We start from the raw sequence: 25,862 nt of genomic DNA on the forward strand, positions 1-25,862 counted from the left end.
GGGGAAGAACCCCGCCGCTGCCCGAAAGTGCCTCAATCGACCTGGATGTCCGTGACCGGCAGCGTCGAGTCGGCTCCGAACTCGAGCGAGGAGGCAGCACGCCCGGCCATGATGAGCTGCGCGCCGAGAGCGGCGATCATGGCGCCGTTGTCTGTGCACAGCGAGAGCGGCGGGATGCGCAGCTCGATTCCCGCGGCATCCGCCCTTTGCCCGGCGAGCTCTCGCACCCGGGCGTTGGCCACGACGCCGCCGCCGAGAAGCAGGCGCGGCACCCCGTAGTCCACGCAGGCGGCGATCGCCTTGCCGAGCAGCACGTCGGCCACGGCCTCGCGGAACGAGGCGGCGACGTCGGCGACGGGCACCGGCTCGCCGGCATCGGTGCGCCGCTCGACCCAGCGCGCGACCGCGGTCTTGAGGCCCGAGAAGCTGAAGTCGTAGCGGTGCGCCGCCATGTCCTTCGGCAGCGTGAGGCCTCGGGGGAAGCGGATGGCCTTGGGGTCGCCCTCCGCGGCGAGCCGGTCGATGTGCGGGCCGCCCGGGTAGGGCAGGCCCAGGATGCGGGCGACCTTGTCGAAGGCCTCCCCGGCCGCGTCATCGATCGTCTCGCCGAGCAGTTCGACGTCGCCCACGAGATCGCGCACGAGCAGCAGCGAGGTGTGGCCGCCCGAGACCAGCAGCGCGATCGTGGGGTACTCGATGTGCCCGGCCTCGCTGAGCACATCGGCGCCGACGTGACCGACGAGGTGGTTCACGGCGTAGAGGGGCTTGTCGAGCGCCAGGGCGAGCGCCTTGGCCGCACCGACCCCGACCATCAGCGCGCCGGCGAGGCCCGGCCCGCTCGTGACGGCTACGGCGTCGATGTCGTGCAGGTTCACGCCTGCTTCGGCGACCGCGGTCCGGATGGTCGGGATCATCGCCTCGAGGTGGGCACGGGCTGCGACTTCGGGCACCACTCCGCCGTAGCGCGCGTGCTCGTCCATCGACGAGGCGATGGTGTTGGCCAGCAGCGTGCGCCCGCGCACGATGCCGACGCCCGTCTCGTCGCACGAGGTCTCGATGCCGAGCACGAGCGGATTCTCCCGGTTCACAGCGCCTCCTGCCCCACGGCCAGACGCGCGCGAGCGGCTGGCACGGCGAGGCGCATCACGATCGCATCGACATCGTCGGGCTGGTAGTAATGCGGGCGGACCGCGATCTGGCTGAAGCCGAGGCTCTCGTACAGCGCTCGCGCCACGGGGTTGTCGGCGCGCACCTCGAGGAACACGTGCTCGGCTCCGCGACGGCGGGCCTCGTCGATGAGGGCGAGCATGAGCGCCCGGCCCAGGCCCTCTCCACGGGCCGAGGGATGGACCGCGATCGTCTGCACGTCGCCCTCGCCGGCCGCCTCGGGCGCAAGCAGGCCGGCGTAGCCCACGACCGCGGCGGGGACGTCGACGTCGACGACGACGACGACGAGGTAATACGTGTGGGGACTCTCCAGGTCGCTGAGCATGGCCTCGCGCGACCAGGCATCCGTCGTGAAGGTGCTCGTCTCGATGGCCATGATCGCGTCGAGGTCACTCGGGTGTGCGCGCCGCAGCTGCCGGCTCATGCGGTCACCCGCTTCGGTGCCGACGAGGGCGTCACGTCGGGAGAGCGCAGGTAGAGCGGCTCATCGGCGGCGAAGGGCCTCCCCGCGGCGAAGGCGATCTCGGCGACCATGCCGAGGGCGCCGGCCGAGACCTCCGCGGCGTCCAGACGGGGAACATCCGCGTGCGGAACGGTGTCGGGCCGGGCAAGTCCGGGCCCGTCGAGGCGCTCGGGCAGGCCGACGTCGTCGGGGCCGCCGTAGAACGACCAGTACACCTCGCGCCGGCGCGCGTCCGTCACGACGAGCAACGGCCCGTAAGCGCCCTCGCCATAGTGCGCGTACGCGAGCGCGTCGTGGCTGACGACGGGCACGAGCGGGCGGGCGATCGCATAGGCGAACATGCGCGCGGCCGCGATGCCCACGCGCAGCCCGGTGAAGGGCCCCGGCCCCATTCCGGCGACGACCCCCGAGAGCGCCGTCGGCGGCACGTCCGCCTGGGCGAGTGCCTGCTGGATCAGGGCGCCGATGACCTCGGCGTGACGCATGGTGTCGGCGACGGCGACTTCGCTCAGGATGCCGCCCTCGCGGTCGACGACGGCGACGCTCGTTCCGGCGGAGGTGTCGATGGCGAGCAGCACCCTCCCAGCCTACGCGTCGCGCTCCTGGGCGAACTCGGTGTCGGCCCAGCGCGGGCCGACGCCGCGGATGCTCACGGTGCGGGGCTCGTCCACCTCGTCGGCGGGGTCATCGGCCTCCTGGGCCGCGCCTGCTCCCGCCGCATTCCGCGCCCCGCCGCCGGTCGGCCGCTCGATGTCGACCTCGAGCCAGGAGTCACTGATGCCCTCGAGCATGCCCTTGCCCCACTCGACGACCACGACGGAGCGGGCGAAGTCGATGTCGAGGTCGTCGAGCTCGAGCGCGCTCGAGAGCCGGTAGGCGTCGACGTGCACGAGCGGCGGGCCGTCGACGAGCGACGGATGCGTGCGGGCGAGCACGAACGTGGGGCTCTGCACCCGGCCGCGCACGCCGAGACCGGCGCCGAGCCCGCGGGTGAGGGTGGTCTTGCCGGCGCCGAGTGGGCCGGTCAGCACGAGCAGGTCGCCCGCACGCAGCGTCGCGGCGAGGCGCTCGCCCAGCGCCGTCATCTGCTCCGCCGTGGCGATGCCGAGGGTGGTGCTCATGATTCCCGGTAGCGCCGCACGACCCGGTTGCCGACGCGCGTGACGATCTCGTAGTTGATGGTGTCGGCGGCGCGTGCCCAATCGTCGGCCGATGGGGCGCCACTCGCCGGGTCGCCGAACAGCACGACGGCGTCGCCGATCTGCACGGGCGAATCCCCCACGTCGACGATGAACTGGTCCATCGCGATACGCCCGACGATCGGATGCCGCCGGCCCGCGATCGTGACCTCGGCCCTGCCCGACGCGTGCCGGGGAACACCCTCCGCATAGCCAAGCGGCACGAGTGCGAGCGTGGTGTCGCGCTCGGCGCGCCAGGTGTAGTCGTAGGAGGCGCCCGCTCCCGCCTGCACGCGGCGCACGTTGGCGACGCGGCCCCGCAGCGTCATCGCGGCGCGCAGCGCGACGCCGGCATCCGTGCCGGTCCAGGGGGAGAGCCCGTAGATGCCGATACCAAGTCGAACCATGTCGAACCGGTTCTCGGGACTCGAGATAGCCGAGGCCGTGGCGGCGAGGTGCCGAATGGGGGGACGGATGCCGTGGGCGGCGGCCACGGCGAGTCCCTGCTCGAACGCGGCACGCTGCGCGGCGTCGTCGTCGGGCGAGGCGTTCGAGACGTGACTGAACACGCCCTCGACGAGCACGGCGCCCTGGAGATCCCGTGCGCGTTCGAAGACCTCGCCCCACTGCTCGCGCGGGACTCCGTTGCGGCTGAGCCCCGTGTCGAGCTTGACGTGGGCGCGGGCGCGGCGGCCCTGTCGGTCCGCCGCTGCGGCGAGCGCCTCGAGCTGGCCGGAAGTGGAGATGCCGACCGCGACCTCGGCGGCGAGCGCCTCGTCGAAGTCCTCGTCGGGGTCGTGCAGCCACGCGAGCACCGGGGCGGTGATGCCGGCAGAGCGCAGTTCGAGCGCCTCGGCGATCTCGGCCACGCCGAGCCAGTCCGCTCCCCCGGCGAGCGCCGCCCGGGCGACGGGAACGGCGCCGTGACCGTAGCCGTTGGCCTTGACGACGGCCATCGTGTGCCGCGTGCCGATGTGCGCGCGCAGCGCGGCCACGTTCTCACGCACGGCGCCGAGGTCGATGACCGCCTCCCGGAACGACGGCGGTTCGAAGGCGCTCACGCGTCGTTCCCGTCGTTGCCGCCGGGGCCGTCGTTGCCGCCCTTGTCGTCGTTGCCGCCCGGGCCGGGCACGGCATCCGTCTCGGTGACCACGAACGCCGTGGCGATGCCCGCGTCGTGACTCATCGAGACGTGCACCCGGCGCACGCCCCGGCGGGCGGCGATGGCCGCAACGGTTCCCGTGAGTTCGAACGCCGGGTCGCCGTGCTCGTCCGAGACGATCACCATGTCGTGCCAGCGCAGGCCGGAGTCGCCGCCGAGCGCCTTGATGAGCGCCTCCTTGGCGGCGAAGCGCGCCGCGAGCGAGCGCGGGTGCCGACCCTGTTCGCTCTCGGCGAACAGGCGGTCGACGAGGCCCGGAGTGCGCGCGATGGCGCGCTCGAAGCGCGCGAGGTCGACGACGTCCACTCCGATGGCGGCGATCACGTCACTCCACCGTCACCGACTTGGCGAGGTTGCGCGGCTGGTCGACGTCGAGCCCCTTCGCCTCGGAGAGCTCCATGGCGAAGATCTGCAGCGGCACCACGGCGAGCAGCGGCTCGTAGAAGGGCGTCGCCCGCGGGATGCGCACGACCTCGTCGGCGAACGGCAGCACGGCGACGTCGCCCTCTTCGGCGATCGCGATCACGCGGGCGCCGCGTGCGCGGATCTCCTGGATGTTCGAGACGACCTTCGAGTGCAGCAGCGGCGAGTGGTGCGGGCTCGGCACCACCACGAACACGGGCTGGCCGGGTTCGATCAGGGCGATGGGACCGTGCTTCAGCTCGCCGGCCGCGAATCCCTCGGCGTGGATGTAGGCGAGCTCCTTGAGCTTGAGCGCACCCTCGAGGGCGATCGGGAACCCTACGTGCCGCCCGAGGAAGAGCACCGCCCGGGTGTCGGCCATCCAGTGCGCGAGGGTGCGGATGCTCTCGCCCACCTCGAGAACACGCGTGAGCTTGGCCGGCACCGCCTCGAGCTCGGCCAGTTCGGCAGTGACCGCGTCGGGCGTGAGGGTGTTCCGCACCCGGGCCAGGTGAAGGCCGAACAGGTAGAGCGCGGTGATCTGGGCGACGAAGGCCTTGGTGGATGCCACCGCCACCTCGGGACCGGCGTAGGTGTAGACGGCGGCATCCGACTCGCGCGGGATGGTCGCGCCTTGCGTGTTACAGATCGAGATGGTCTTCGCGCCCGCCTCCCTGGCGTACTTGACGGCCATCAGGGTGTCCATCGTCTCGCCCGACTGCGAGATCGAGATGACGAGCGTGTCGGAGGTGATGACGGGGTCCCGGTAGCGGAATTCGTGGCTGAGCTCTACCTCGACCGGAACGCCGGTCCACTTCTCGATGGCGTACTTGGAGACCAGGCCCGCGTACCACGCCGTTCCGCAGGCGATCACGGTGATGCGGCGGATGGCGGCCAGCTCGTCGTCGCCGAATTCCGTGAGCTCGGGGATGACGACCCCGCCCTCGTGGATGCGGCCGCGCAGGGTGTTGGCGACGGCCTCCGGCTGCTCGCTGACCTCCTTGGCCATGAAGCTCGACCAGCCGCCCTTCTCGCTCGCCGACGCATCCCAGGCGATGTCGAACTCCTCGGAGACGACCGGTCGGCCCTCGAAGTCGGTGACGTCGACCGCGTCGGCGGTGATGGCCACGATCTGGTCCTGTCCGATGGCGACGGCGCGCCGGGTGTGCTCGACGAATGCGGCGACATCGGAGCCGAGGAAGTTCTCGCCGTCGCCCAGGCCGATGACGAGCGGCGAGTTGCGCCGGGCGCCCACGACCACCCCCGGCTCGTCCTGGTGCAGGGCGAGCAGCGTGAAGGCGCCGTCGAGCCGCGAGACGGTGCGCCGGAAGGCCTCACGGAGGTCTCCGCTGGCGCGGTACTCCCGGCCGAGCAGCACGGCGGCGACCTCGGTGTCGGTCTCGCTCTCGAAGGTGAACCCCTCGTTCAGCAGCTCGTCCTTGAGCGCCGAGAAGTTCTCGATGATGCCGTTGTGGATGAGGGCGAGCCGGCCGTCATCGCCGAGGTGCGGATGCGCGTTGCGATCGGTCGGGCCGCCGTGCGTGGCCCAGCGCGTGTGCCCGATGCCGGTACGGCCGTCGTTGATGGGGTGCGCCAGCAGCTCATCCGTCAGCTTGCCGAGCTTGCCGGCCTTCTTCGCCACGCCGAGGCCGCCGTCGCCGTCGATGACCGCGACCCCGGCGGAGTCGTATCCCCGGTACTCGAGCCTTTTCAGACCGCCGACCAGCACCTCGAGTGACCGGTCACGACCGACATAACCCACGATTCCACACATGCCCATGATTCTAGGCGGCGGCGCCGTCGGCTTCCTGAGGCCGCACTATGCTTGCACCGATGTCCGATCCCTCCGCCACGAACGGCGAATCTTCGCACTATTCCCCGTTCCTCGAGCTGAGCCGGGATGACTGGGCCGCCCTCGCCCCCTCGACGCCCCTCCCGCTGCGTGAGACGGAGCTCGTGCAGCTGCGCGGCCTCGGCGAGCCCCTCGACCTCGGCGAGGTGACGGATGTGTACCAGCCGATCTCGCGGCTGCTGAACATGTACGTGACTGCCACGGAGCGCCTGCACGAGGCCACCAACCGGTTCCTCGGCGAACGCGCGGCGCGCACGCCGTTCGTGATCGGCATCGCGGGGTCGGTCGCCGTGGGCAAGTCGACCATCGCCCGGCTGCTGCGCGAGCTGCTCTCGCGCTGGGAGAACACCCCCCGGGTCGAGCTCGTCACCACCGACGGCTTCCTGTTCGACAACGCGGAGCTGCAACGGCGGGGGCTGATGGCGCGCAAGGGCTTCCCCGAGTCGTACGATCGGCGGGCGCTGCTGCGCTTCGTGAGCGAGGTGAAGTCGGGAGCCGCAGAGGCGCGGGCGCCCTTCTACTCGCACCTGAGCTACGACATCGTGCCGAACGCCCAGATCACCGTGCGCCAGCCCGACGTGCTCATCATCGAGGGGCTCAACGTTCTGCAGCCGCCCTCGGCCGCCCACCGCCTCGCGGTCAGCGACCTGTTCGACTTCAGCATCTACGTGGACGCCCGTACGAGCGACATCGCCCGCTGGTACGAGGAGCGCTTCCTGAAGCTGCAGCGCGGCGCGTTCAGCGATCCCAAGTCCTACTTCCACCGCTACGCCTCGTTGACCGAGGAGCAGGCGCGCGAGCAGGCCCGCAGCATCTGGCAGTCGATCAACGAGCCGAACCTGGTGCAGAACATCCGCCCCACGCGCTCACGCGCCACGCTCGTGCTGCGCAAGGACGCGAACCACGCCGTCGACAGCGTGCTGCTGCGCAAGCTCTGAGAACCCCGGAGAACGCACCAGCGGAACCCCCAGCCCCGAGAGGTCCGGGGGTCGGTGGGCATCTTTGGGCGGAACCCGCAGCCCCGAGAGGCGGAGTTCCGAGGGGTGGGGGTCCGTGGGTCGGCGGGCATCTTCGGGCGGGACCCCCAGCCCCGAGAGACGGAGTTCCGAGGGGTGAGGGTCCGGGGGTCGGTAGGCATCTTCGGGCGGGACCCCCAGCCCTCGGAACTCCGCCGGAACTCGCTAGGGCGTGACGATCGGCAGGGCGAGCTCGGCACGCACGACGTCGGCGAGCTCATGGGCCAGCCGATCGGCCGTCACCTGGTCGGCGGCCTCCACCATCACGCGCACCATGGGCTCGGTGCCTGAGGGCCGCAGCAGCACGCGGCCGGTGTCGCCGAGTTCGGCCTCCACGTCGGCGACGGCCTTCGCGATGCCCTCGTTGTCCTTCAGGGCGTGGTGGTCGACGCCCCGCACGTTCACGAGCACCTGCGGGAAGACGGTCATCACCGAGGCCAGCTCCGCGAGCGACTTGCCGGTGCGGGCCATCTCGGCCACGAGGTGCAGGCCGGTCAGGATGCCGTCACCCGTCGTGGCGTGCTCGGTCATGATGACGTGCCCGGACTGCTCTCCACCGAGGGCGTAGCCGTGGGCGTTCAGTTCCTCGAGCACGTACCGGTCGCCCACGCTCGTCTCGACGACCGTGATGCCGTTCGCGGCCATGGACTTCTTCAGTCCCAAGTTGCTCATGACGGTCACGACGAGGGTGTCGGCCGTCAGGTGGCCGCGCTCCTTCATGGCGACCGCGAGGATGGCCATGATCTGGTCGCCGTCCACGACGTTGCCCGCACGGTCCACGGCGAGGCAGCGGTCCGCGTCGCCGTCGTGGGCGATGCCGATGTCGGCGCCCAGTTCCAGCACCTTCTGGGCCAGGTGGTCGAGGTGCGTGGAGCCGACGCCGTCGTTGATGTTCACGCCGTCAGGATCGGCGCCGATGACGCTCACGGTGGCACCCGCGAGGGTGAAGACCTCGGGAGAGACCCCGGCCGCGGCCCCGTGGGCGCAGTCGAGCACGACGTGCACACCCTCGAGGCGGTTGGGCAGCGTCTCCATGAGGTGCAGCACGTAGCGGTCCTCGGCATCCGCGAACCGGCGGATGCGGCCGACCTCGCCGCCCGTCGGGAGCAGCTTCTCGATGCCGAGGTGCTCCTCGATGCGGTCCTCGACCTCGTCGGGGAGCTTGGTGCCGCCGAACGCGAAGATCTTGATGCCGTTGTCGGGCGCGGGGTTGTGCGACGCCGACACCATGACGCCGAAGTCGGCGCCGATGTCGGCGATCAGGTAGGCGGTCGCGGGCGTCGGGATGACGCCGGCGTCGAGCACGTCGACGCCGGAGCTCGCGAGCCCGGCGGCGACGGCCGCCGTCAGGAATTCGCCCGAGACCCGAGGGTCGCGAGCCACGACGGCGACGGGGCGGCGCCCGGCGGCACGACGTGCTTCAGCGCGCTTTCCGCGCATGAGCACGAAGGCGCTGGCCTGGGCGAGGCCCAGGGCCAGGTCAGCCGTGAGTTCACGGTTGGCCAGGCCCCGGACCCCGTCGGTGCCGAAGAGACGAGGCATGGTGCGCTCGGGAAGCGTTAGCGCTTCGAGAACTGCGACGCCTTGCGGGCCTTCTTCAGACCGGCCTTCTTGCGCTCGATGACGCGGGCGTCACGCGTGAGGAATCCGGCCTTCTTGAGGATGGCGCGGTTGTTCTCACGGTCGATCTCGTTCAGCGAACGGGCGATCGCCAGGCGCAGTGCGCCGGCCTGGCCCGAGGGGCCGCCGCCGGTGATGCGGGCGACGACGTCGTAGCTGCCGACGAGGTCGAGAACCTTGAAGGGGTCGGTGATGAGCTGCTGGTGCAGCTTGTTCGGGAAGTAGTCCGCGATCTCGCGGCCGTTCACGGTGATGGTTCCGGAGCCGGGAACGACGCGGGCGCGGGCGATGGCCTGCTTGCGTCGGCCGACGGCCGAGCCGGAAACGTTCAGGACGGCCCGGGGTGCACGGGGAGCAGCGGCGTCGGCCGGAGTCTCGGTGCTGTAGCTCTCCGGAGCCGCGTCAATCTGGTCTGCGATCTTCGCCACGGTGATGGAAGTCCTTTATCTCTGTGTCTGTCTGGCCGGGCGCTACTGGGCGACCTGGGTGAAGGTGAACTGCTTGGGCTGCTGCGCCGCGTGGGGGTGCTCCGGGCCGGTGTAGACCTTGAGCTTCTTCAGCTGCGCGCGTCCGAGCGAGTTCTTCGGGAGCATGCCGCGCACGGCCTTCTCCACGGCGCGCACGGGGTTCTTCTCGAGGAGCTCCGAGTAGCTGACGGCCGAGAGGCCACCCGGGTAACCCGAGTGGCGGTAGGCCTTCTTCTGCTCCGCCTTCGAACCCGTCAGCGCGACCTTGTCGGCGTTGATGATGATGACGAAGTCGCCCGTGTCGAGGTGGTTCACGAAGGTGGGCTTGTGCTTGCCGCGCAGGAGCGCGGCCGTGTGGCTGGCCAGGCGACCGAGCACGACGTCGGCTGCGTCGATGACGTACCAGTCGTGAGTGATCTCACTGGCCTTCGGGGAATACGTACGAGTCACTTCTGTGGCTGCTTTCTGATCGAACGGAGGTGTTCGTGAATCCCACTCCGGGCGGATTCCAGAAGGGAATCCTGTCGATGGAGGGCTCACGTTCGTGTGCCGCGCCGCCGGGCGCAGGCACCAAAGAGCTATCTTACGGGGTCAGCTCTGCTGCTGCAAACCGAGCGCACGTCTGGCCCGGGTCTGCTCGGCGCGGGCGGCGAGCCGGGCATCCTCCGGGTAGCCGACGTCGACGAGGGTGAGCCCGCGAGCGGGCATGACCTTGAATGCGCTCGTGCGCTCGGCCGCGTTGCGCAGCCGCACCAGGTCGGTGCCGTCGAGCTTGCCCTCCCCGACGGCCACGCACGCGCCCACGAGGGCGCGCACCATGCTGTGGCAGAAGGCGTCGGCCTGCAGGTGCGCGCACAGCACGCCCGATTCGTCGCGCACCCAGCGGAACTCCTGCAGGGTGCGGATGGTCGTGGCACCCTCGCGCGGCTTGCAGTACGCCGCGAAGTCGTGGAGTCCGGTGAGGGAGCGGGCTGCGACATCCATGGCCTCGCCGTCCAGACGCCCCGGATACCACGTGGTGTCGGCGCGGCGCAGCGGATCGCGCAGCGCACCGCCGTCGGCCAACCGGTACTCGTAGCGCCGCCACACCGCCGAGAAGCGCGCGTCGAAGCCTGTCGGTGCGATGCTGCCCCGGTTGATCACGATGTCGCCCACCTGGCTCAGGATGCCGTTCAGCCGCCGTGCCAGGGCCGCCCCGGCATCCGCATCGGCGCTGCGATTGCGGCCCCGTGTGGGACGCAACAGGGCATCGCACTGTTCGGCGCTGAGGTCGAGGTGCGCGACCTGCCCGCGCGCGTGCACGCCGGCATCGGTGCGCCCGGCGACGACGAGGCTCGGCGGCGCTCCGAAGCGATGCAGGATCGTCGCGAGTGCCCGCTCGATCTCGCCCTGCACCGTGCGCAGGCCCGGCTGCCTGCTCCAGCCCGCGAAGCCGGACCCGTCATAGGCGATGTCGAGCCGGATGCGCGCGGCGGGCGACACGGGCGACGAAGGCGACGCGGGCGACGGGGCGGGGAGCACCTGCACAGTTTAGGCGGCCGCCTGCGGCCCGCTCGCACGCGCCGTTGCGCCACTTCGGCGGCCCTTGCGCCAGATCTTCTGGCGCAACGGCCGAGGAGGTGGCGCAACCGCGGCCACGGCGACCCAGCGAGTGGCTCGAACGCAACGGCCGGGGACGACGAAAGCCCCGGGCATCCGATCGGATGCCCGGGGCTCTCGGTGGTGAAGGTTACTTCGCCTCTGCCTCTTCGGCCTCGGCGGGAGCCTCGTCCGCAGCAGCGGTCTCGGCGGGCGCCTCGGCGTCCGTCGCGACGGCCTCGTCGACCGCGGCCTCGGAGTCCGTCACGGTCTCGTCGGCGACGGGCGCCTCCTCGACCGGGGCGGATGCGGTGCCGGCAGCCGGCTTGGCGGCCTTGACCTTGGGGGTGACGGGCTCGAGCACGAGCTCGATCTGCGCCATGGGGGCGTTGTCGCCCTTGCGGTAGCCGATCTTCGTGATGCGTGTGTAGCCGCCCTCACGCTCCGCGACGAGCGGAGCGATCTGCGTGAACAGCTCGTGCACGACGTTCTTGTCGCCGATCACGGCGAGCACGCGCCGACGGGCGTGCAGGTCGCCGCGCTTGGCGAACGTGATCAGTCGCTCGGCGAGCGGACGAAGGCGCTTGGCCTTGGTCTCGGTCGTCTTGATCGACTTGTGCGTGAACAGCGCAGCGGCCAGGTTCGCCAGCATGAGGCGCTCGTGTGCGGGGCCGCCTCCGAGGCGGGGGCCCTTGGTGGGCTTAGGCATGGGTCAATGTCTCCAGTATCTGAGGGGGGAAAGCTCGCGACGAGCTTTAGATGGTCTCGTCGTCGTAGCCGCTGTAGAAGTGGGCGCCGTCGAATCCGGGAACAGAGTCCTTGAGCGACAGGCCGAGCTCCACGAGCTTGTCCTTGACCTCATCCACCGACTTCTGTCCGAAGTTGCGGATGTTCATCAGCTGTGTCTCGCTGAGGGCGACGAGCTCGCTGACGGTGTTGATGCCTTCGCGCTTGAGGCAGTTGTACGAGCGCACCGAGAGGTCGAGGTCTTCGATCGGAATCGAGAGCTCGCTCGAGAGCACGGCGTCGACGGGAGCCGGGCCGATCTCGATGCCCTCGGCAGCGGTGTTCAGCTCACGGGCCAGCCCGAACAGCTCGGTCAGGGTGCGACCGGCGGATGCGATGGCGTCGCGCGGCGTGATGGCGGGCTTGGTCTCGACGTCGACCACGAGGCGGTCGAAGTCGGTGCGCTCGCCGGCGCGGGTGGCCTCGACGCGGTAGGTGACCTTGAGCACGGGCGAGTAGATCGAGTCGACCGGAATCTGGCCGGCCTCGCTGTACTCGTTGCGGTTCTGCGTCGCGGAGACGTAGCCGCGGCCGCGCTCGATGGTGAGCTCGAGCTCGAAGCGCGCCTTCTCGTTGATCGTGGCGATCACGAGCTCGGGGTTGTGCACCTCGACACCGGCGGGAGCCGAGATGTCGGCGGCGGTCACGACGCCGGCGCCCTGCTTGCGCAGGTAGGCGGTGATCGGCTCATCGTGCTCGCTCGAGACCACGAGGCTCTTGATGTTCAGGATGATCTCTGTGACGTCTTCCTTGACACCGGGAACGGTGCTGAACTCGTGGAGGACGCCGTCGATGCGGATGCTGGTGACAGCAGCCCCGGGGATCGACGAGAGAAGGGTGCGGCGGAGGGAGTTGCCGAGGGTGTAGCCGAAGCCCGGCTCGAGGGGCTCGATCACGAACCGCGAGCGGAACTCGGAGATGTTCTCCTCGGTGAGCGTGGGGCGCTGTGCAATGAGCACTGTTGATTCCTTTCGGCGAGACGTCCGCTATATGACGCCTGCGATGGCAACCGGGTGGCTGGCCCGGCGGATTGTTGAGTTATTGAAGGAACAGGCTTGGCGGGCCGTCGGATGCGCGCAGTGCGCGGCATCCGACGACCCGAAAGCGTCGGAACTTAGACGCGGCGGCGCTTGGGCGGGCGGCAGCCGTTGTGCGCCTGCGGCGTCACGTCGTTGATCGAGCCGACCTCGAGGCCTGCGGCCTGAAGCGAGCGGATCGCGGTCTCACGACCCGATCCGGGGCCCTTGACGAAGACGTCGACCTTCTTCATGCCGTGCTCCTGCGCCTGGCGGGCGGCCGACTCGGCGGCCAGCTGAGCGGCGAACGGGGTCGACTTGCGCGAACCCTTGAAGCCGACTCCACCCGACGAGGCCCAGCTGATGACCGCACCGGTGGTGTCGGTGATCGAGACGATCGTGTTGTTGAAGGTGGACTTGATGTGGGCCTGGCCCACAGCGATGTTCTTCTTTTCCTTGCGGCGCGGCTTGCGAGTAGCCGACTTGGGTGCAGCCATTGAATTCTCCTAATACTGGCGACAAGCGGTTACTTGCGGCCGGCCTTCTTCTTGCCGGCAACGGTGCGCTTCGGGCCCTTGCGGGTACGAGCGTTGGTCTTGGTGCGCTGGCCGTGCACGGGCAGGCCACGGCGGTGGCGCAGGCCCTGGTACGAACCGATCTCGACCTTGCGGCGGATGTCGGCGGCCACCTCGCGGCGAAGGTCACCCTCCACCTTGAAGTTCCCCTCGATGAAGTCGCGCAGGGCGACGAGCTGGTCGTCGCTGAGGTCCTTCACGCGGATGTCGCCGGAGATCCCGGTCTCCTTGAGCGTCTGGAGGGCGCGGGTGCGGCCGACTCCGTAGATGTAGGTCAGTGCGACTTCCACGCGCTTCTCGCGCGGGATGTCGACGCCGGCTAGACGTGCCATTGTGGCTTCTCCTGTTGATGAGTGGAGGTGTGGAGCGCTCCCGGTGCCTCGGCCTCCAACCGAGGGTGTCCCCCGGCCTGATCACTCAGGCGCGGGTTCGTGGGAGTGCGGGTGATGCGATATTGAGTTGTCTCGAGCCGCCGGCCGGACGCATCCGGGCGGGCGGCGACGCCGACTAGCCCTGGCGCTGCTTGTGGCGCGGGTTGGACTTGCAGATGACCATGACGCGGCCGTTGCGGCGGATCACCTTGCAGTGCTCGCAGATCGGCTTGACGCTGGGGTTGACCTTCATGAGTGTTTCTTTCTGTTCGCTGTCTTCGTACCCACACGGATGCCGGGCATCCGTGCATGCGGGCCGTTACTTACAGCAGTCGCTTACTTGTAGCGGTAGACGATCCGGCCGCGGGTCAGGTCGTAGGGGCTCAGCTCCACGATCACGCGGTCCTCGGGGAGGATGCGGATGTAGTGCTGACGCATCTTTCCTGAGATGTGTGCGAGAACCTTGTGTCCGTTGGTGAGCTCTACGCGGAACATCGCGTTGGGCAGAGCTTCCACCACCGAGCCTTCGATCTCAATGACGCCGTCTTTTTTGGCCATAGCCTCTTCGTCGCTAAAAGTTGTGATTGCTGGTCGTGCGGATCAAGTGCCCGCGATCGCACGCATGCATCGAACGGGTCGACGGCACAGGTGTAGGAACGCAAGGCACCAAAGATCGATCTTATGCCATGCGGGACGATTTCCCAACTCTGCGCTATAGTCCCGGTGCCGCTGTGAGCGAACCGAGCCGCGCGGCCAATTCGCGCACCCGGCGACTGGCCTCCGCGCCGCCCTCACCCGCCAGCGCGGCGCGGGCGAGGGTCTGCGCCTGCTCGAGGGTGAAGCGGGCGAGGTAGCGGCGCACGCGCCCGAGCGCGGGCGCCGACATCGACAGGCTCGTCACTCCGAGTCCGACGAGCACGACGGCGAGAAGAGGGTCCGCGGCTGCTTCGCCGCACACCCCGACCGGGCGCCGGGTCGATCGCCCCGCCTCCCCGATCAGAGCGATGAGCTTGAGCACGGCCGGATGCCACGGATCCTGCAACTCGGCGAGCGTTCCGAGGGTGCGGTCGGCCGCGAGCGTGTACTGCGTGAGGTCGTTGGTGCCGATCGACGCGAAATCGGTCTCTCCGAGCAGGCGGTCGGCCAGCAGAGCCGCGGAGGGCACCTCCACCATCACGCCCACCCGCTCCAGCCCCATCCGATGGGCGTACTGGGTGAACCAGCGCGCCTCCTCGATTGTGGCGACCATCGGCGCCATCACCCATAGCTCCGCCGAGGTGTTCGCCGCAGCCTGCGCGAGTGCGCGCAGCTGGTCATCGAGAACGGGCCGGGCCCGGCGCAGGGCACGGATGCCGCGCTCCCCCAGCGCCGGATTCTCCTCGTCGGCAACGCCGAGGTAGCTCAACGGCTTGTCGGAACCGGCGTCGAGCATGCGCACGATGACCTTCTTGCCGGGGAAGGCGGCGAGCACGTACGCGTACTTCTCGCGCTGCTCCTCGACGCTGGGCGCTGCCTCGGTATCGCCGAACAGGAACTCCGTGCGCAGCAGGCCGACGCCCTCCGCGCCGGCAGCGACGGCCGCGGCGGCCCCCTCGGCCGACCCCAGGTTGGCCAGCAGCGGAATGGCGGTGCCGTCGGCCAGTCGGCCGGGTCCGATCGGTGCGGCCGCGGCGACGGCGAGCTCGTGAGCCCGCCGGAGGGCGGTGGCACGCTCGGCCTCGCTGGGCGAGGCGATGACTAGACCGTTCTCGGCGTCGACGACGACCTCGGTGCCGTCGTCGATCTGCATGGCGCCGGCAGCTCCCACGACCGCGACGATCGCCTTCTCGGCGGCGAGGATGGCGGTGTGCGACGTGCGGCCGCCCTCCTCGGTGACGACGGCGAGCACCTTGGCGAGGTCGAGGGTCGCGGTGTCGGCCGGGGCGAGGGTGCGGGCGACGAGCACGAACGGATGATCGGGGTCGGGCACCCCGGCGGCCTCGACGCCCTGCAGCCGGGCGATGATGCGGTGCGAGACGTCGTCCAGGTCGATGACGCGGTCGGCGAAGTACCCGCCGGCGGCGGCCAGTGCGGAGCGGAACGTCTCGAAGCCCTCGAACACGGCGCGCTCGGCGGTGCGTCCTCGCGCCAGGCGGTTCGCGATCTCCGCGGCGAGAGCCGGGTCGCGTGCCATGAGCGCCTGCGCGTCGAGCACGTCCTTCGCCGTGCCGTCGGTTGCGGCGGCGTGCCGCTCGAGCGCATCCGCGACGTCGGCGAGCGCCTGTTCTGCGCGGGCCGACTCCTCCTGCGCGCTCAGCCGGCTGGGCACGGCCGGCGGATCCGGCAGACGGTCGGCCATGCGCACGACGGGGCCGGTTGCGACGCCCTGGCCGATCCCGATCCCCTGCACCCTCATCGGTAACCCCTTCACGACGGCCGAGACCCTGTTCCCGCCCTATCCTGCCGTGACCCCCGCTCGGGGTCCAGACCGCGTCGCGCCGCCCGCCCCGAAAGCCTCAGGGCGCGACGGGGGTGATGCCGTACGGCGCGAGCCCGGCTGCGCCGCCGTCGGGCGCCGTGAGCACCCAGATTCCGCCCGCGTGCACGGCCACGCTGTGCTCCCAGTGGGCGGCGTCGCGGCCGTCCTCGGTGCTCACCGTCCAGTCGTCGTCCTGCAGGACCGTCTCGATGGAGCCCTCGACCACCATGGGCTCGATGGCCACGACGAGCCCGGGCTTCACCTCGGGCCCCTTCTGCCGCACCCGGTAGTTGAACACCGGCGGCTCCTCGTGCATGGTGCGGCCGATGCCGTGACCCACGTAGTCGGTCAGGATGCCGTACGGGCCGGTGTGCCCGGGCCGGGCCTCGATGTAGCCCTGCACGGCGTCGCCGACCTCGTTGAGGTGCGACGCCCGCGCGAGCCGGGCGATGCCGGCCCACAGGGAACCCTCTGTCACGTCGGCGAGCTGTTGGCGCGAGGCCGTCAGCGCGGCATCCGCTCCCCCGGGCACGACGACGGTGAATGCCGCGTCACCGTTCCAGCCCGCGACCTCGGCGCCGGCGTCCACCGATACGATGTCGCCCGGCTCGAGCGGTGTCGTTCCGGGGATGCCGTGCACGACCGCGGAATTCACCGAGACGCACAGCGTGTGCACGTAGCCCGGCACGAGCTGGAAGTTGGGGATGCCGCCGCCCTGACGGATGACGGTCTCGGCGATCGCATCGAGTTCCAGCGGGGTGATCCCGGGACGGATGGCGGAGCGCACCGCTTCGAGGGCGTCCGCCGTCAGCCGCCCGGGCGCACGCAGTGCGGCGAGCTGTTCGGGCGACTTGTAGATGGAGCGTCGGAAGGCCATGGCCTCAGCTGGCGGCTGCGGCGTCGAGTTCTCCGATGCCGCGGGCGGCCAGCGCCTCACTGATGCGGTCACCGACCGCATCCACCGAGCCGAGTCCGTCGACGTCGATGAGCAGGCCGCGGTCGCGGTAGATCTCCACGAGCGGAGCCGTTTCGCGGGCGTAGACCTCTTGGCGGTGGCGGATGGCGCTCTCGGAGTCATCCGCGCGCCCCTGCTCGGACGCGCGCTTGGTCAGGCGTGCCACGATCTCGTCCTGGTCGGCCACCAACCGGATGACCGCCTCGAGGGGCTGCGCGCGCTCGGCGAGCAGGCGGTCGAGATAGTGCACCTGCTCGACCGTTCGCGGGTAGCCGTCGAGCAGGAAGCCGTTGGTCGCATCCGGCTCGGTGAGCCGCTCGGTCACGAGGGCGTTGGTGAGCTCGTCGGGAACGTAGTCGCCCGCGTCCACGATCGCCTTGACCTGCACGCCGAGGGGCGTCTCGTTCTTGATGTTGAAGCGGAAGATGTCGCCCGTCGAGACATCGGGGATGCCGAAGCACTCGCCGATGCGCTTGGCCTGGGTGCCCTTGCCCGATCCGGGAGGGCCCACGATGAGCAGTCGGGCGCCGCGGTCGCGGTTCCGGCTCATCGCAGCAGTCCCTCGTAGTGCCGCTGCTGCAGCTGGGAGTCGATCTGCTTCACCGTCTCGAGACCGACGCCGACGATGATCAGGATCGAGGTGCCGCCGAACGGGAAGTTCTGGTCGGCGCCCACCAGCGCGAATGCCACGAGTGGCAGCAGGGCGATCAGGCCGAGGTAGAGCGAGCCCGGCAGGGTGATGCGCGTGAGCACGTAGTCCAGGTACTCGGCCGTCGGACGCCCGGCACGGATGCCGGGGATGAAGCCGCCGTACTTCTTCATGTTGTCGGCGACCTCTTCGGGGTTGAAGGTGATCGCGACGTAGAAGTACGTGAAGCCGACGATGAGCACGAAGTAGAGCAGCATGTAGAGCGGGTGATCGCCCTTGGTGAGGTAGTTCTGCACCCACGAGACCCATGGCTGAATCTGCTGTCCGGCCGCCGGCTGGTTGAACTGCGCGATGAGCGCGGGCAGGTAGAGCAGCGACGAGGCGAAGATCACCGGAACGACGCCGGCCATGTTGACCTTGATGGGGATGTAGGTGTTGTTGCCCCCGTAGGTGCGCCTGCCGACCATGCGCTTGGCGTACTGCACCGGGATGCGACGCTGCGACTGCTCGACGAAGACGACCAGGCCCACGACGAGAAGGCCGATGATGATCACCAGCGCGAAGACGTTGAAGTCCTTGGTCTGGAAGATGGCCCAGAGCGAGACGGGGAAGCGTGCGGCGATCGAGGTGAAGATCAGCAGCGACATGCCGTTGCCGATGCCCTTCTCGGTGACCATCTCGCCCATCCACATGATGACGCCGGTGCCGGCCGTCATGGTGATGACCATGAGCACGATGGCGTACCAGGCGTCGTTCGTGATCAGCTGCGAGCACTCGGAGGTCGTCGAGGTGCCGAAGAGCGCACCGGATCGGGCGACCGTGATCAGCGTCGTGGACTGCAGGACGCCGAGGGCGATCGTGAGGTAGCGGGTGTACTGGGTGAGCTTGGCCTGACCGGCCTGGCCCTCTTTGTACAGGGTCTCGAAGTGAGGGATGACCACGCGCAGCAGCTGCACGATGATCGATGCCGTGATGTAGGGCATGATGCCCAGCGCGAAGATCGAGAGCTGGAGCAGCGCACCACCGCTGAAGAGGTTGACCAGCTCGTAGAGGCCCGAGGTTCCCTGGTTGGCTGCGAGACACTTCTGCACGTTGCCGAAATCGACGAACGGCGAAGGGATGAACGATCCCAGCCGGAACAGGGCGATGATGCCCAGGGTGAACCCGATCTTCTTGCGAAGGTCGGGCGTGCGGAAGATCCGCGCGATGGCGCTAAACACTAAGCCTCCTGATGGTGCGTGCTGAGTCAGCCTACCTAAAGAATCGAGCCTGCCGAGACCACCTCGATGAGAGGTGATGCCTCGACAGGCTCGATCAGAGGAGTCCGGTTACTTGACGGATCCGCCGGCGGCGAGGATCTTCTGCTCTGCCGAGCCGGAGACCTTGTCGACCGCCACGTTGAGCTTCACGTCGAGGTCGCCGTTGCCGAGAACCTTGACCTTCTCGTTCTTGCGCACGGCACCCTTCGCGACGAGGTCGCTCACGGTCACGTCGCCGCCCTTGGGGTAGAGCTCGGCGAGCTTCTCGAGGTTCACGACCTGGTACTCGACCCGGAAGGGGTTCTTGAAGCCGCGCAGCTTGGGGGTGCGCATGTGCAGCGGCATCTGCCCACCCTCGAATCCGACCTTCACGGAGTAGCGCGCCTTGGTGCCCTTGGTGCCGCGACCCGCGGTCTTACCCTTGGATCCCTCACCGCGACCCACGCGGGTCTTGGCCTTCTTGGCGCCGGGGGCCGGACGAAGGTGGTGAACCTTGAGCACGTGCTCGCGGGTCTCCACGACATCCGTCTTCTCGGCGGCCTTGGGAGCGGCCTTCTTGGCCGGTGCCTTCTCGGCGGCCGGCTTCTTGTCGGCTGCGGCCTTGGGGGCCGCCGCCGGCTTCTTGTCGGCTGCGGCCTTGGGGGCCGCCGCCTTCTTCGGAGCCTTCTCGGCGTCCTCGGTCTTCTTGGCCTGCGCCATTAGTCGATCTCCTCAACCTTCACCAGGTGAGCGACGGTCTTGACGTAGCCGCGGTTCTGAGGAGTGTCCTCGCGAACCACGCTCTGACCGATGCGCTTGAGTCCCAGGCTGCGAAGCGTGTCGCGCTGGTACTGCTTTTCACTAACTTTGGACTTGATCTGGGTCACCTTGAGCTGAGCCATCAGGCACCTGCCTTCGCTGCGGAGGCGGCCTCGGCCGCGCGGGCCTCGGCACGCAGCAGACGCGCGGGCGCGACCTGGTCGTAGTCCAGACCACGACGGGCGGCCACGGCGCGCGGCTCCTCGAGACCCTTGAGGGCCTCGACGGTTGCGTGCACGATGTTGATCGTGTTCGACGAACCGAGCGACTTGCTCAGCACGTCGTGGATGCCGGCGCACTCCAGAACGGCGCGCACCGGACCACCGGCGATGACACCGGTACCGGCAGCGGCGGGGCGCAGCAGCACCACACCGGCGGCCGCCTCACCCTGGACGGGGTGCGGGATGGTCGAACCGACGCGAGGAACGCGGAAGAAGTTCTTCTTCGCCTCCTCGACGCCCTTCGAGATCGCCGTGGGCACCTCGCGGGCCTTGCCGTAGCCGACGCCCACCAGGCCGTTGCCGTCTCCGACGACGACGAGCGCGGTGAAGCTGAAGCGACGACCACCCTTGACGACCTTGGAGACGCGGTTGATGGTCACGACGCGCTCGAGGAACTGGCTCTTCTCGGCGTCGCGGCTTCCGCGGTCACGGTTGGGGTTGCGCTCACGGCCACCGCGGCGAGCCTCACGAGGCTCGTTCCGGGTCTCCGTGGATGCAGCGGTCTCCACCGGTGCCTCTGCGGCCACTTCTTGCTCCTTGATGTTCTCGCTCACAGGTTCAGCCCTGCCTCTCGCGCTCCGTCGGCGATGGCCGCAACGCGACCCGCGTACTTGTTGCCACCGCGGTCGAAGACGACGTCCTCGACACCGGCTGCCTTCGCGCGCTCGGCGACGAGCTCGCCGACCTTGCGGGCCTTGGCGGTCTTGTCACCCTCGAACGCGCGCAGGTCGTTCTCCATGGTGGATGCGGAAGCGAGGGTGAAGCCCTTGCTGTCGTCGACGACCTGCACGAACACGTGGCGTGCCGAGCGGGTGACGACGAGACGCGGGCGCACCTCGGTGCCGACGACCTTCTTGCGAAGGCGGGCGTGGCGGCGCGAACGCGCAGCCGACTTGGTCTTGTCAGCCATGATTATTTACCAGCCTTTCCGGCCTTACGGCGAACAACCTCACCGGCGTAGCGGATGCCCTTGCCCTTGTAGGGCTCCGGCTTCTTGATCTTGCGGATGTTGGCAGCTGCTTCACCGACGGCCTGCTTGTCGATGCCCGCGACCGTGATGCGGTTGTTGCCCTCGACGGTCAGGGTGATGCCGGCGGGAGCCTCTACGACGACCGGGTGCGAGAAACCGAGCGCGAACTCGATCGACGCGCCCTTCTGGGCGACGCGGTAACCGGTACCGACGATCTCGAGGCCCTTCGTGTAGCCCGTGGTGACGCCGATGATCTGGTTGGCGATCAGCGTGCGCGTCAGGCCGTGCAGCGAACGCGAGGTGCGCTCGTCGTCGGGACGGGTGACCAGAACCTGGTTCTGCTCGATCTTGGCCTCGATGGGCGCTGCGATGGTGAGGGCGAGCTCGCCCTTCGGGCCCTTGACGGTGACGTCCTGGCCCTGGACCGTGACGTCGACGCCAGCGGGAATGTCAATGGGAAGTCGTCCGATACGCGACATCTTCGATTACCACACGTAGGCGAGGACTTCTCCGCCTACGCCCTTCTTCTCGGCCTGGCGGTCGGTGAGCAGACCGCTGGAGGTGGACAGGATGGCAACGCCGAGGCCGCCGTGCACCGTGGGGATCTCGGTGGACTTCGCGTAGACGCGCAGTCCGGGCTTCGAGACGCGCTTGATGCCCGCGATGGAGCGCTCGCGGTTCGGGCCGAACTTGAGCGTCAGGGTGAGCGTCTGGCCCACCCGAGCGTCGGAGACCGCGTACTCGGCGATGTAGCCCTCGGACTTGAGGATGTCGGCAATGTGCGACTTGAGCTTCGAGTTCGGCATCGACACGGAGTCGTGGTGCGCCGAGTTCGCGTTGCGCAGTCTGGTCAGCATGTCTGCGACCGGATCTGTCATCGTCATGGGATGTGTTTCCTTCGTTCACCAGGTTTCAGCATCCGTACACGGCGTACTGACCTGTGGTGGTGGAAGCCGAATGGTTATCCGGCTTCGGGTGGCTGGCTGCCCCGCCCGGCCCCCTGACGCCGCCGCACGATGTGCGGCGCGCTCGGGGTCCGGACGGAGAGCAAACCTGCCTAGTCTACTGCTGGTTCTCGGTGCCCTGGAACGGGAAGCCGAGCTGACGCAGAAGGTCGCGGCCCTCGTCGTCGGTCTTCGCGGTCGTGACGACCGTGATGTCCATACCGCGCACACGGTCGATGCGGTCCTGGTCGATCTCGTGGAAGACCGACTGCTCCTGCAGGCCGAACGTGTAGTTGCCGTTGCCGTCGAACTGCTTCGGCGACAGGCCGCGGAAGTCGCGGATGCGGGGAAGCGCGAGCGAGAGCAGGCGGTCCAGGAACTCCCACATGCGGTCGCCGCGCAGCGTGACGTGCGCGCCGATCGGCTGGCCCTCACGCAGCTTGAACTGCGCGATGGACTTGCGGGCCTTGGTCACCTGCGGCTTCTGGCCGGTGATCTTGGTCAGGTCGGCAATGGCGCCGTCGATGACCTTGCCATCGCGAGCAGCCTCGCCGACGCCCATGTTCACGACGATCTTCACGAGTCCGGGCACCTGGTGCACGTTCGTGTAGCCGTGTGAGGAGAGCAGTTCGGCTGCGATCTCGTTCTTGTACTTCTGCTTGAGACGGGGCTGGATTTTGCCAGCCACCACTGCAGTGTCGCTCATTACAGGTCCTTACCAGACTTCTTGGCGTAACGGATGCGGACGTTCTTGCTGACGCCGTCCTTCGTTACCTGCTCGGTGCGGAAGCCGACGCGGGTCGGCTTCTTGGTCTCGGGGTCGACCAGGGCCACGTTCGAGACGTGGATCGGAGCCTCGTGGGTCTCGATGCCGCCGGTCTTCGTGCCACGCTGCGTCTGGCCGACGCGCACGTGCTTGGTCACGAAGTTGATTCCCTCGACGATGACGCGGTTCTTCTCGACCTGCACCTCGATGACCTTGCCCTGCTTGCCGCGGTCTCCGCCGCGGGCCTGGGTGCGGCCCGAGATGACCTGGACGAGGTCACCCTTCTTGATGTTCGCCATGACTTAGATAACCTCCGGTGCCAGCGAGATGATCTTCATGAACTTCTTGTCGCGAAGCTCACGGCCGACCGGGCCGAAGATGCGGGTACCGCGGGGGTCACCGTCGTTCTTCAGGATCACGGCGGCGTTCTCGTCGAACTTGATGTACGACCCGTCTGCACGACGGGTGTTCTTCTTGGTGCGGACGATGACGGCCTTGACCACATCGCCCTTCTTCACGTTTCCGCCCGGGATGGCATCCTTCACCGTCGCGACGATGGTGTCACCGAGGCCGGCGTAGCGCCGCTTCGAGCCACCGAGAACGCGAATGGTGAGCAGCTCCTTGGCGCCGGTGTTGTCGGCGACCTTGAGGCGTGATTCCTGCTGAAGCACTTCTACTTACTCCTTCTGTCAAGCAAGCCGGCAGGCTTACTTGGCCTTCTCGAGAATCTCGACCAGGCGCCACCGCTTGGTGGCGCTCAGGGGACGGGTCTCGCTGATGACGACCAGGTCGCCGATACCGGCGGTGCCCTGCTCGTCGTGCGCCTTCACCTTGGAGGTGCGGCGGATGACCTTGCCGTAGAGCGGGTGCTTCACGCGGTCCTCGACCTCGACGACGATGGTCTTCTCCATCTTGTCGCTGACGACGTAACCGCGGCGCACCTTGCGGTAGCCACGTGCGTCGACGTCCTTGACGTCATGCTGCGAGGACTCGTGGCCCGTCGTTGCCTTGGCGGTTGCCATGACTAGGCCTCCTTCGTGTCTGCGGCGTCAGCGGCATCCGCGTCGGCCTTCTTGGACTTCTTGGTCGCCTTGGCCGGGGCTTCGGCCGGAGCGGGCGTGGCACGGATGCCGAGCTCGCGCTCACGGACGACCGTGTAGATGCGAGCGATGTCGCGCTTGACCGCGCGCAGGCGGCCGTGGCTCTCGAGCTGGCCGGTGGCCGACTGGAAGCGCAGGTTGAACAGCTCTTCCTTGGCCTTCTTCAGCTCTTCGACGAGTCGCTCGTCTTCGAAAGTGTCGAGCTCGGTGGTAGCGAGCTCCTTGGAACCGATCGCCATTATGCGTCGCCCTCCTCGCGCTTGATGATGCGTGCCTTGAGCGGCAGCTTGTGGATGGCACGGGTCATGGCCTCACGAGCGAGTTCCTCGGAGACGCCCGAGACCTCGAAGAGGACCCGGCCCGGCTTGACGTTCGCGACCCACCACTCGGGCGAACCCTTACCGGAACCCATGCGGGTCTCGGCGGGCTTCTTCGTGAGCGGACGGTCGGGGTAGATGTTGATCCACACCTTTCCACCGCGCTTGATGTGACGCGTCATGGCGATACGAGCGGACTCGATCTGACGGTTGGTCACATAGGCGGGGGTGAGGGCCTGGATGCCGAACTCACCGAACGTGACGGTGGTGCCACCGGTGGCGGCGCCGCTACGGCCGGGGTGGTGCTGCTTGCGGTGCTTGACGCGACGGGGAATCAGCATTATGCGCTCGCTCCTTCTGCAACCGGTGCCTCGGCGCGCGGTGCGCGGCGGGGACGGTCGTCACGACGCTCGGGGCGCGACGACTTCTGGTTCGCCTGCTCGCGAGCGAGTTCCTTGTTGGTGATGTCGCCCTTGTAGATCCAGACCTTCACGCCGATGCGGCCGAAGGTGGTCTTGGCCTCGTAGAAGCCGTAGTCGATGTTCGCGCGCAGGGTGTGCAGGGGCACACGGCCTTCGCGGTAGAACTCCGAACGGCTCATCTCGGCGCCGCCGAGGCGGCCCGAGACCTGGATGCGGACACCCTTGGCGCCGGCGCGCTGGGCGCCCTGCAGGCCCTTGCGCATCGCGCGGCGGAAGGCCACACGTGCGGAGAGCTGCTCGGCGATGCCCTGAGCGACGAGCTGGGCGTCGGCCTCGGGGTTCTTGACCTCGAGGATGTTCAGCTGGATCTGCTTGGCAGTGAGCTTCTCGAGGTCGGCGCGGATGCGCTCGGCCTCTGCACCGCGACGGCCGATGACGATACCCGGGCGGGCGGTGTGGATGTCCACACGCACGCGGTCACGGGTGCGCTCGATCTCGATGCGCGAGACGCCGGCGCGGTCCAGCGAGGACTGCAGCAGCTTGCGGATCTTGATGTCCTCGGCGAGGTAGTCGGCGTAGCGCTGACCCGGCTTGGTCGAGTCGGAGAACCAGCGCGACACGTGGTCGGTCGTGATTCCCAGACGGAAGCCGTAGGGGTTTACCTTCTGGCCCATTACTTCGTACCCTCCTCAGGAGTGGCGAGCACAACAGTGATGTGGCTGGTGCGCTTGTTGATACGGAAAGCCCGGCCCTGTGCGCGCGGCTGGAATCGCTTGAGGGTCGTGCCCTCATCGACGAATGCGCGGCTGATGTACAGGTCCTGCTCGTCCAGGTAGGTGTTCGAGGCGTCGGCCTTGACCCGTGCGTTGGCGATTGCCGAGGCAACCAGCTTGTACACGGGCTCACTTGCACCCTGCGGGGCGAACTTCAGGATGGCGAGTGCCTCCTGAGCCTGCTTTCCACGGATGAGGTTGACGACGCGACGAGCCTTCTGGGGGGTGACGCGGATGTGTCGCACGCGTGCGATCGACTCCACCATTTCTTCTCCTCCTTCACGTCACCGCGTTAGCGGCGACGGCCCTTCTTGTCGTCCTTCACGTGTCCACGGAAGGTACGGGTGGGCGCGAACTCGCCGAGCTTGTGCCCGACCATGGTCTCGGTGACGAACACCGGGATGTGCTTGCGACCGTCGTGCACCGCGATCGTGTGGCCGAGCATGGCCGGAACGATCATCGAGCGGCGCGACCAGGTCTTGATCACGTTCTTGCTGCTGGCCTCGTTGGCCGCGGTCACCTTGCGAAGCAGGTGCTCGTCGACGAAGGGGCCCTTCTTAAGACTGCGTGGCATCTT

Annotated in this window: 37 protein-coding genes; 1 reads left to right on the top strand and 36 read right to left on the bottom strand. The window is 68.6% G+C overall.

Annotation, left to right across the window (positions count from 1 at the left end):
• Nucleotides 1-32: 32 nt before the first annotated feature.
• The 7 genes from tsaD to glmS are packed head-to-tail and all read right to left on the bottom strand — an operon-like array spanning nt 33 to nt 6,146.
• Nucleotides 33-1,088: a tRNA (adenosine(37)-N6)-threonylcarbamoyltransferase complex transferase subunit TsaD gene (gene tsaD / locus WDJ51_RS06635; RefSeq protein ID WP_337851649.1), complete on the bottom strand. Its 1,056-nt coding sequence runs from the start codon at nt 1,086-1,088 to the stop codon at nt 33-35.
• Nucleotides 1,085-1,591, bottom strand: a complete 507-nt coding sequence (gene rimI / locus WDJ51_RS06640; RefSeq protein ID WP_337851650.1) for a ribosomal protein S18-alanine N-acetyltransferase — start codon at nt 1,589-1,591, stop codon at nt 1,085-1,087. Before rimI ends, tsaD begins: the two co-directional genes overlap by 4 nt.
• Nucleotides 1,588-2,208 carry a tRNA (adenosine(37)-N6)-threonylcarbamoyltransferase complex dimerization subunit type 1 TsaB gene (gene tsaB, locus WDJ51_RS06645; protein ID WP_337851651.1) on the bottom strand — a complete coding sequence of 207 codons (621 nt, stop codon included), beginning with the start codon at nt 2,206-2,208 and terminating at the stop codon, nt 1,588-1,590. The genes rimI and tsaB overlap by 4 nt, the downstream gene beginning before the upstream one ends.
• Nucleotides 2,209-2,217: 9 nt before the next feature.
• Nucleotides 2,218-2,751 carry a tRNA (adenosine(37)-N6)-threonylcarbamoyltransferase complex ATPase subunit type 1 TsaE gene (gene tsaE / locus WDJ51_RS06650; RefSeq protein WP_337851652.1) on the bottom strand — a complete coding sequence of 178 codons (534 nt, stop codon included), beginning with the start codon at nt 2,749-2,751 and terminating at the stop codon, nt 2,218-2,220.
• Nucleotides 2,748-3,869: an alanine racemase gene (alr, locus tag WDJ51_RS06655; RefSeq protein WP_337851653.1), complete on the bottom strand. Its 1,122-nt coding sequence runs from the start codon at nt 3,867-3,869 to the stop codon at nt 2,748-2,750. The genes tsaE and alr overlap by 4 nt, the downstream gene beginning before the upstream one ends.
• Entirely contained in the window at nt 3,866-4,294 is a 429-nt protein-coding gene (locus tag WDJ51_RS06660) for a holo-ACP synthase (RefSeq protein WP_337851654.1), read from the bottom strand. Before WDJ51_RS06660 ends, alr begins: the two co-directional genes overlap by 4 nt.
• Before the next feature lies 1 nt (nt 4,295).
• Nucleotides 4,296-6,146, bottom strand: coding sequence for a glutamine--fructose-6-phosphate transaminase (isomerizing) (glmS, locus tag WDJ51_RS06665; protein WP_337851655.1), 1,851 nt, complete (start codon nt 6,144-6,146; stop codon nt 4,296-4,298).
• A 59-nt stretch (nt 6,147-6,205) separates the two neighbouring features.
• Here glmS and coaA point away from each other — a divergent pair, with 59 nt between their 5' ends.
• Nucleotides 6,206-7,162 carry a type I pantothenate kinase gene (coaA, locus tag WDJ51_RS06670; protein WP_337851656.1) on the top strand — a complete coding sequence of 319 codons (957 nt, stop codon included), beginning with the start codon at nt 6,206-6,208 and terminating at the stop codon, nt 7,160-7,162.
• A 243-nt stretch (nt 7,163-7,405) separates the two neighbouring features.
• On the opposite strand, the gene glmM is transcribed toward coaA, so the two are convergent.
• The 29 genes from glmM to rpsS form a co-directional block, all read right to left on the bottom strand.
• Complete coding sequence (gene glmM, locus WDJ51_RS06675; RefSeq protein ID WP_337851657.1) at nt 7,406-8,782, bottom strand: phosphoglucosamine mutase; 1,377 nt, start codon at nt 8,780-8,782, stop codon at nt 7,406-7,408.
• 17 nt (nt 8,783-8,799) lie between these two features.
• Nucleotides 8,800-9,288 (bottom strand): 30S ribosomal protein S9, encoded by a 489-nt coding sequence (rpsI, locus tag WDJ51_RS06680; protein WP_337851658.1) that lies wholly within the window; start codon nt 9,286-9,288, stop codon nt 8,800-8,802.
• 42 nt (nt 9,289-9,330) lie between these two features.
• A complete protein-coding gene (gene rplM, locus WDJ51_RS06685) occupies nt 9,331-9,777 on the bottom strand; it encodes a 50S ribosomal protein L13 (protein WP_337851659.1) in 447 nt (148 codons plus the stop codon).
• 141 nt (nt 9,778-9,918) lie between these two features.
• Nucleotides 9,919-10,848 carry a tRNA pseudouridine(38-40) synthase TruA gene (gene truA / locus WDJ51_RS06690; protein WP_337851660.1) on the bottom strand — a complete coding sequence of 310 codons (930 nt, stop codon included), beginning with the start codon at nt 10,846-10,848 and terminating at the stop codon, nt 9,919-9,921.
• Nucleotides 10,849-11,056: 208 nt separating this feature from the next.
• Entirely contained in the window at nt 11,057-11,614 is a 558-nt protein-coding gene (rplQ, locus tag WDJ51_RS06695; protein WP_337851661.1) for a 50S ribosomal protein L17, read from the bottom strand.
• Nucleotides 11,615-11,660: 46 nt separating this feature from the next.
• Nucleotides 11,661-12,650 (bottom strand): DNA-directed RNA polymerase subunit alpha, encoded by a 990-nt coding sequence (locus WDJ51_RS06700; protein WP_337851662.1) that lies wholly within the window; start codon nt 12,648-12,650, stop codon nt 11,661-11,663.
• Nucleotides 12,651-12,805: 155 nt separating this feature from the next.
• The gene (gene rpsK, locus WDJ51_RS06705) at nt 12,806-13,204 is read right to left on the bottom strand and encodes a 30S ribosomal protein S11 (RefSeq protein WP_337851663.1); all 399 of its coding nucleotides are present in this window, start codon (nt 13,202-13,204) and stop codon (nt 12,806-12,808) included.
• Between the two features lie 29 nt (nt 13,205-13,233).
• Nucleotides 13,234-13,614 (bottom strand): 30S ribosomal protein S13, encoded by a 381-nt coding sequence (gene rpsM, locus WDJ51_RS06710; protein WP_337851664.1) that lies wholly within the window; start codon nt 13,612-13,614, stop codon nt 13,234-13,236.
• Between the two features lie 175 nt (nt 13,615-13,789).
• The gene (gene rpmJ, locus WDJ51_RS06715) at nt 13,790-13,906 is read right to left on the bottom strand and encodes a 50S ribosomal protein L36 (RefSeq protein WP_047405455.1); all 117 of its coding nucleotides are present in this window, start codon (nt 13,904-13,906) and stop codon (nt 13,790-13,792) included.
• Nucleotides 13,907-13,989: 83 nt separating this feature from the next.
• Nucleotides 13,990-14,211 carry a translation initiation factor IF-1 gene (gene infA, locus WDJ51_RS06720; protein WP_021759551.1) on the bottom strand — a complete coding sequence of 74 codons (222 nt, stop codon included), beginning with the start codon at nt 14,209-14,211 and terminating at the stop codon, nt 13,990-13,992.
• A gap of 154 nt (nt 14,212-14,365) precedes the next feature.
• On the bottom strand, nt 14,366-16,048 hold the full coding sequence (ptsP, locus tag WDJ51_RS06725) for a phosphoenolpyruvate--protein phosphotransferase (RefSeq protein WP_337851665.1): 1,683 nt from the start codon (nt 16,046-16,048) through the stop codon (nt 14,366-14,368).
• Nucleotides 16,049-16,148: 100 nt separating this feature from the next.
• Nucleotides 16,149-16,988: a type I methionyl aminopeptidase gene (gene map, locus WDJ51_RS06730; protein ID WP_337851666.1), complete on the bottom strand. Its 840-nt coding sequence runs from the start codon at nt 16,986-16,988 to the stop codon at nt 16,149-16,151.
• A 4-nt stretch (nt 16,989-16,992) separates the two neighbouring features.
• The gene (locus WDJ51_RS06735) at nt 16,993-17,616 is read right to left on the bottom strand and encodes an adenylate kinase (protein WP_337851667.1); all 624 of its coding nucleotides are present in this window, start codon (nt 17,614-17,616) and stop codon (nt 16,993-16,995) included.
• Nucleotides 17,613-18,935 (bottom strand): preprotein translocase subunit SecY, encoded by a 1,323-nt coding sequence (secY, locus tag WDJ51_RS06740; protein WP_337851668.1) that lies wholly within the window; start codon nt 18,933-18,935, stop codon nt 17,613-17,615. Before secY ends, WDJ51_RS06735 begins: the two co-directional genes overlap by 4 nt.
• Nucleotides 18,936-19,043: 108 nt before the next feature.
• Complete coding sequence (gene rplO, locus WDJ51_RS06745; RefSeq protein WP_337851669.1) at nt 19,044-19,673, bottom strand: 50S ribosomal protein L15; 630 nt, start codon at nt 19,671-19,673, stop codon at nt 19,044-19,046.
• Entirely contained in the window at nt 19,673-19,855 is a 183-nt protein-coding gene (gene rpmD, locus WDJ51_RS06750) for a 50S ribosomal protein L30 (RefSeq protein ID WP_183060650.1), read from the bottom strand. Before rpmD ends, rplO begins: the two co-directional genes overlap by 1 nt.
• Nucleotides 19,855-20,547, bottom strand: coding sequence for a 30S ribosomal protein S5 (gene rpsE, locus WDJ51_RS06755; protein ID WP_337851670.1), 693 nt, complete (start codon nt 20,545-20,547; stop codon nt 19,855-19,857). The genes rpmD and rpsE overlap by 1 nt, the downstream gene beginning before the upstream one ends.
• Nucleotides 20,544-20,903: a 50S ribosomal protein L18 gene (rplR, locus tag WDJ51_RS06760; protein ID WP_337851671.1), complete on the bottom strand. Its 360-nt coding sequence runs from the start codon at nt 20,901-20,903 to the stop codon at nt 20,544-20,546. The genes rpsE and rplR overlap by 4 nt, the downstream gene beginning before the upstream one ends.
• Nucleotides 20,904-20,905: 2 nt before the next feature.
• On the bottom strand, nt 20,906-21,442 hold the full coding sequence (gene rplF / locus WDJ51_RS06765) for a 50S ribosomal protein L6 (RefSeq protein ID WP_337851672.1): 537 nt from the start codon (nt 21,440-21,442) through the stop codon (nt 20,906-20,908).
• Nucleotides 21,443-21,448: 6 nt separating this feature from the next.
• Nucleotides 21,449-21,847 (bottom strand): 30S ribosomal protein S8, encoded by a 399-nt coding sequence (gene rpsH / locus WDJ51_RS06770; protein ID WP_337851673.1) that lies wholly within the window; start codon nt 21,845-21,847, stop codon nt 21,449-21,451.
• A 178-nt stretch (nt 21,848-22,025) separates the two neighbouring features.
• Nucleotides 22,026-22,613, bottom strand: a complete 588-nt coding sequence (gene rplE / locus WDJ51_RS06775) for a 50S ribosomal protein L5 (RefSeq protein ID WP_337851674.1) — start codon at nt 22,611-22,613, stop codon at nt 22,026-22,028.
• Nucleotides 22,613-22,972: a 50S ribosomal protein L24 gene (rplX, locus tag WDJ51_RS06780; RefSeq protein ID WP_337851675.1), complete on the bottom strand. Its 360-nt coding sequence runs from the start codon at nt 22,970-22,972 to the stop codon at nt 22,613-22,615. Before rplX ends, rplE begins: the two co-directional genes overlap by 1 nt.
• Nucleotides 22,973-22,975: 3 nt before the next feature.
• Complete coding sequence (gene rplN, locus WDJ51_RS06785) at nt 22,976-23,344, bottom strand: 50S ribosomal protein L14 (RefSeq protein WP_056165742.1); 369 nt, start codon at nt 23,342-23,344, stop codon at nt 22,976-22,978.
• Nucleotides 23,345-23,380: 36 nt separating this feature from the next.
• On the bottom strand, nt 23,381-23,695 hold the full coding sequence (gene rpsQ / locus WDJ51_RS06790) for a 30S ribosomal protein S17 (RefSeq protein WP_337851676.1): 315 nt from the start codon (nt 23,693-23,695) through the stop codon (nt 23,381-23,383).
• A gap of 2 nt (nt 23,696-23,697) precedes the next feature.
• Nucleotides 23,698-24,012, bottom strand: coding sequence for a 50S ribosomal protein L29 (rpmC, locus tag WDJ51_RS06795; RefSeq protein ID WP_337851677.1), 315 nt, complete (start codon nt 24,010-24,012; stop codon nt 23,698-23,700).
• A complete protein-coding gene (rplP, locus tag WDJ51_RS06800; RefSeq protein ID WP_337851678.1) occupies nt 24,012-24,431 on the bottom strand; it encodes a 50S ribosomal protein L16 in 420 nt (139 codons plus the stop codon). Before rplP ends, rpmC begins: the two co-directional genes overlap by 1 nt.
• Complete coding sequence (gene rpsC, locus WDJ51_RS06805) at nt 24,431-25,186, bottom strand: 30S ribosomal protein S3 (protein ID WP_337851679.1); 756 nt, start codon at nt 25,184-25,186, stop codon at nt 24,431-24,433. Before rpsC ends, rplP begins: the two co-directional genes overlap by 1 nt.
• Entirely contained in the window at nt 25,186-25,551 is a 366-nt protein-coding gene (gene rplV / locus WDJ51_RS06810) for a 50S ribosomal protein L22 (protein ID WP_129520961.1), read from the bottom strand. Before rplV ends, rpsC begins: the two co-directional genes overlap by 1 nt.
• A gap of 26 nt (nt 25,552-25,577) precedes the next feature.
• Nucleotides 25,578-25,859 carry a 30S ribosomal protein S19 gene (gene rpsS, locus WDJ51_RS06815; RefSeq protein ID WP_337851680.1) on the bottom strand — a complete coding sequence of 94 codons (282 nt, stop codon included), beginning with the start codon at nt 25,857-25,859 and terminating at the stop codon, nt 25,578-25,580.
• Nucleotides 25,860-25,862 lie beyond the last annotated feature (3 nt).

This window comes from Rathayibacter sp. YIM 133350, from assembly GCF_037404875.1.
GTDB lineage: Bacteria > Actinomycetota > Actinomycetes > Actinomycetales > Microbacteriaceae > Orlajensenia.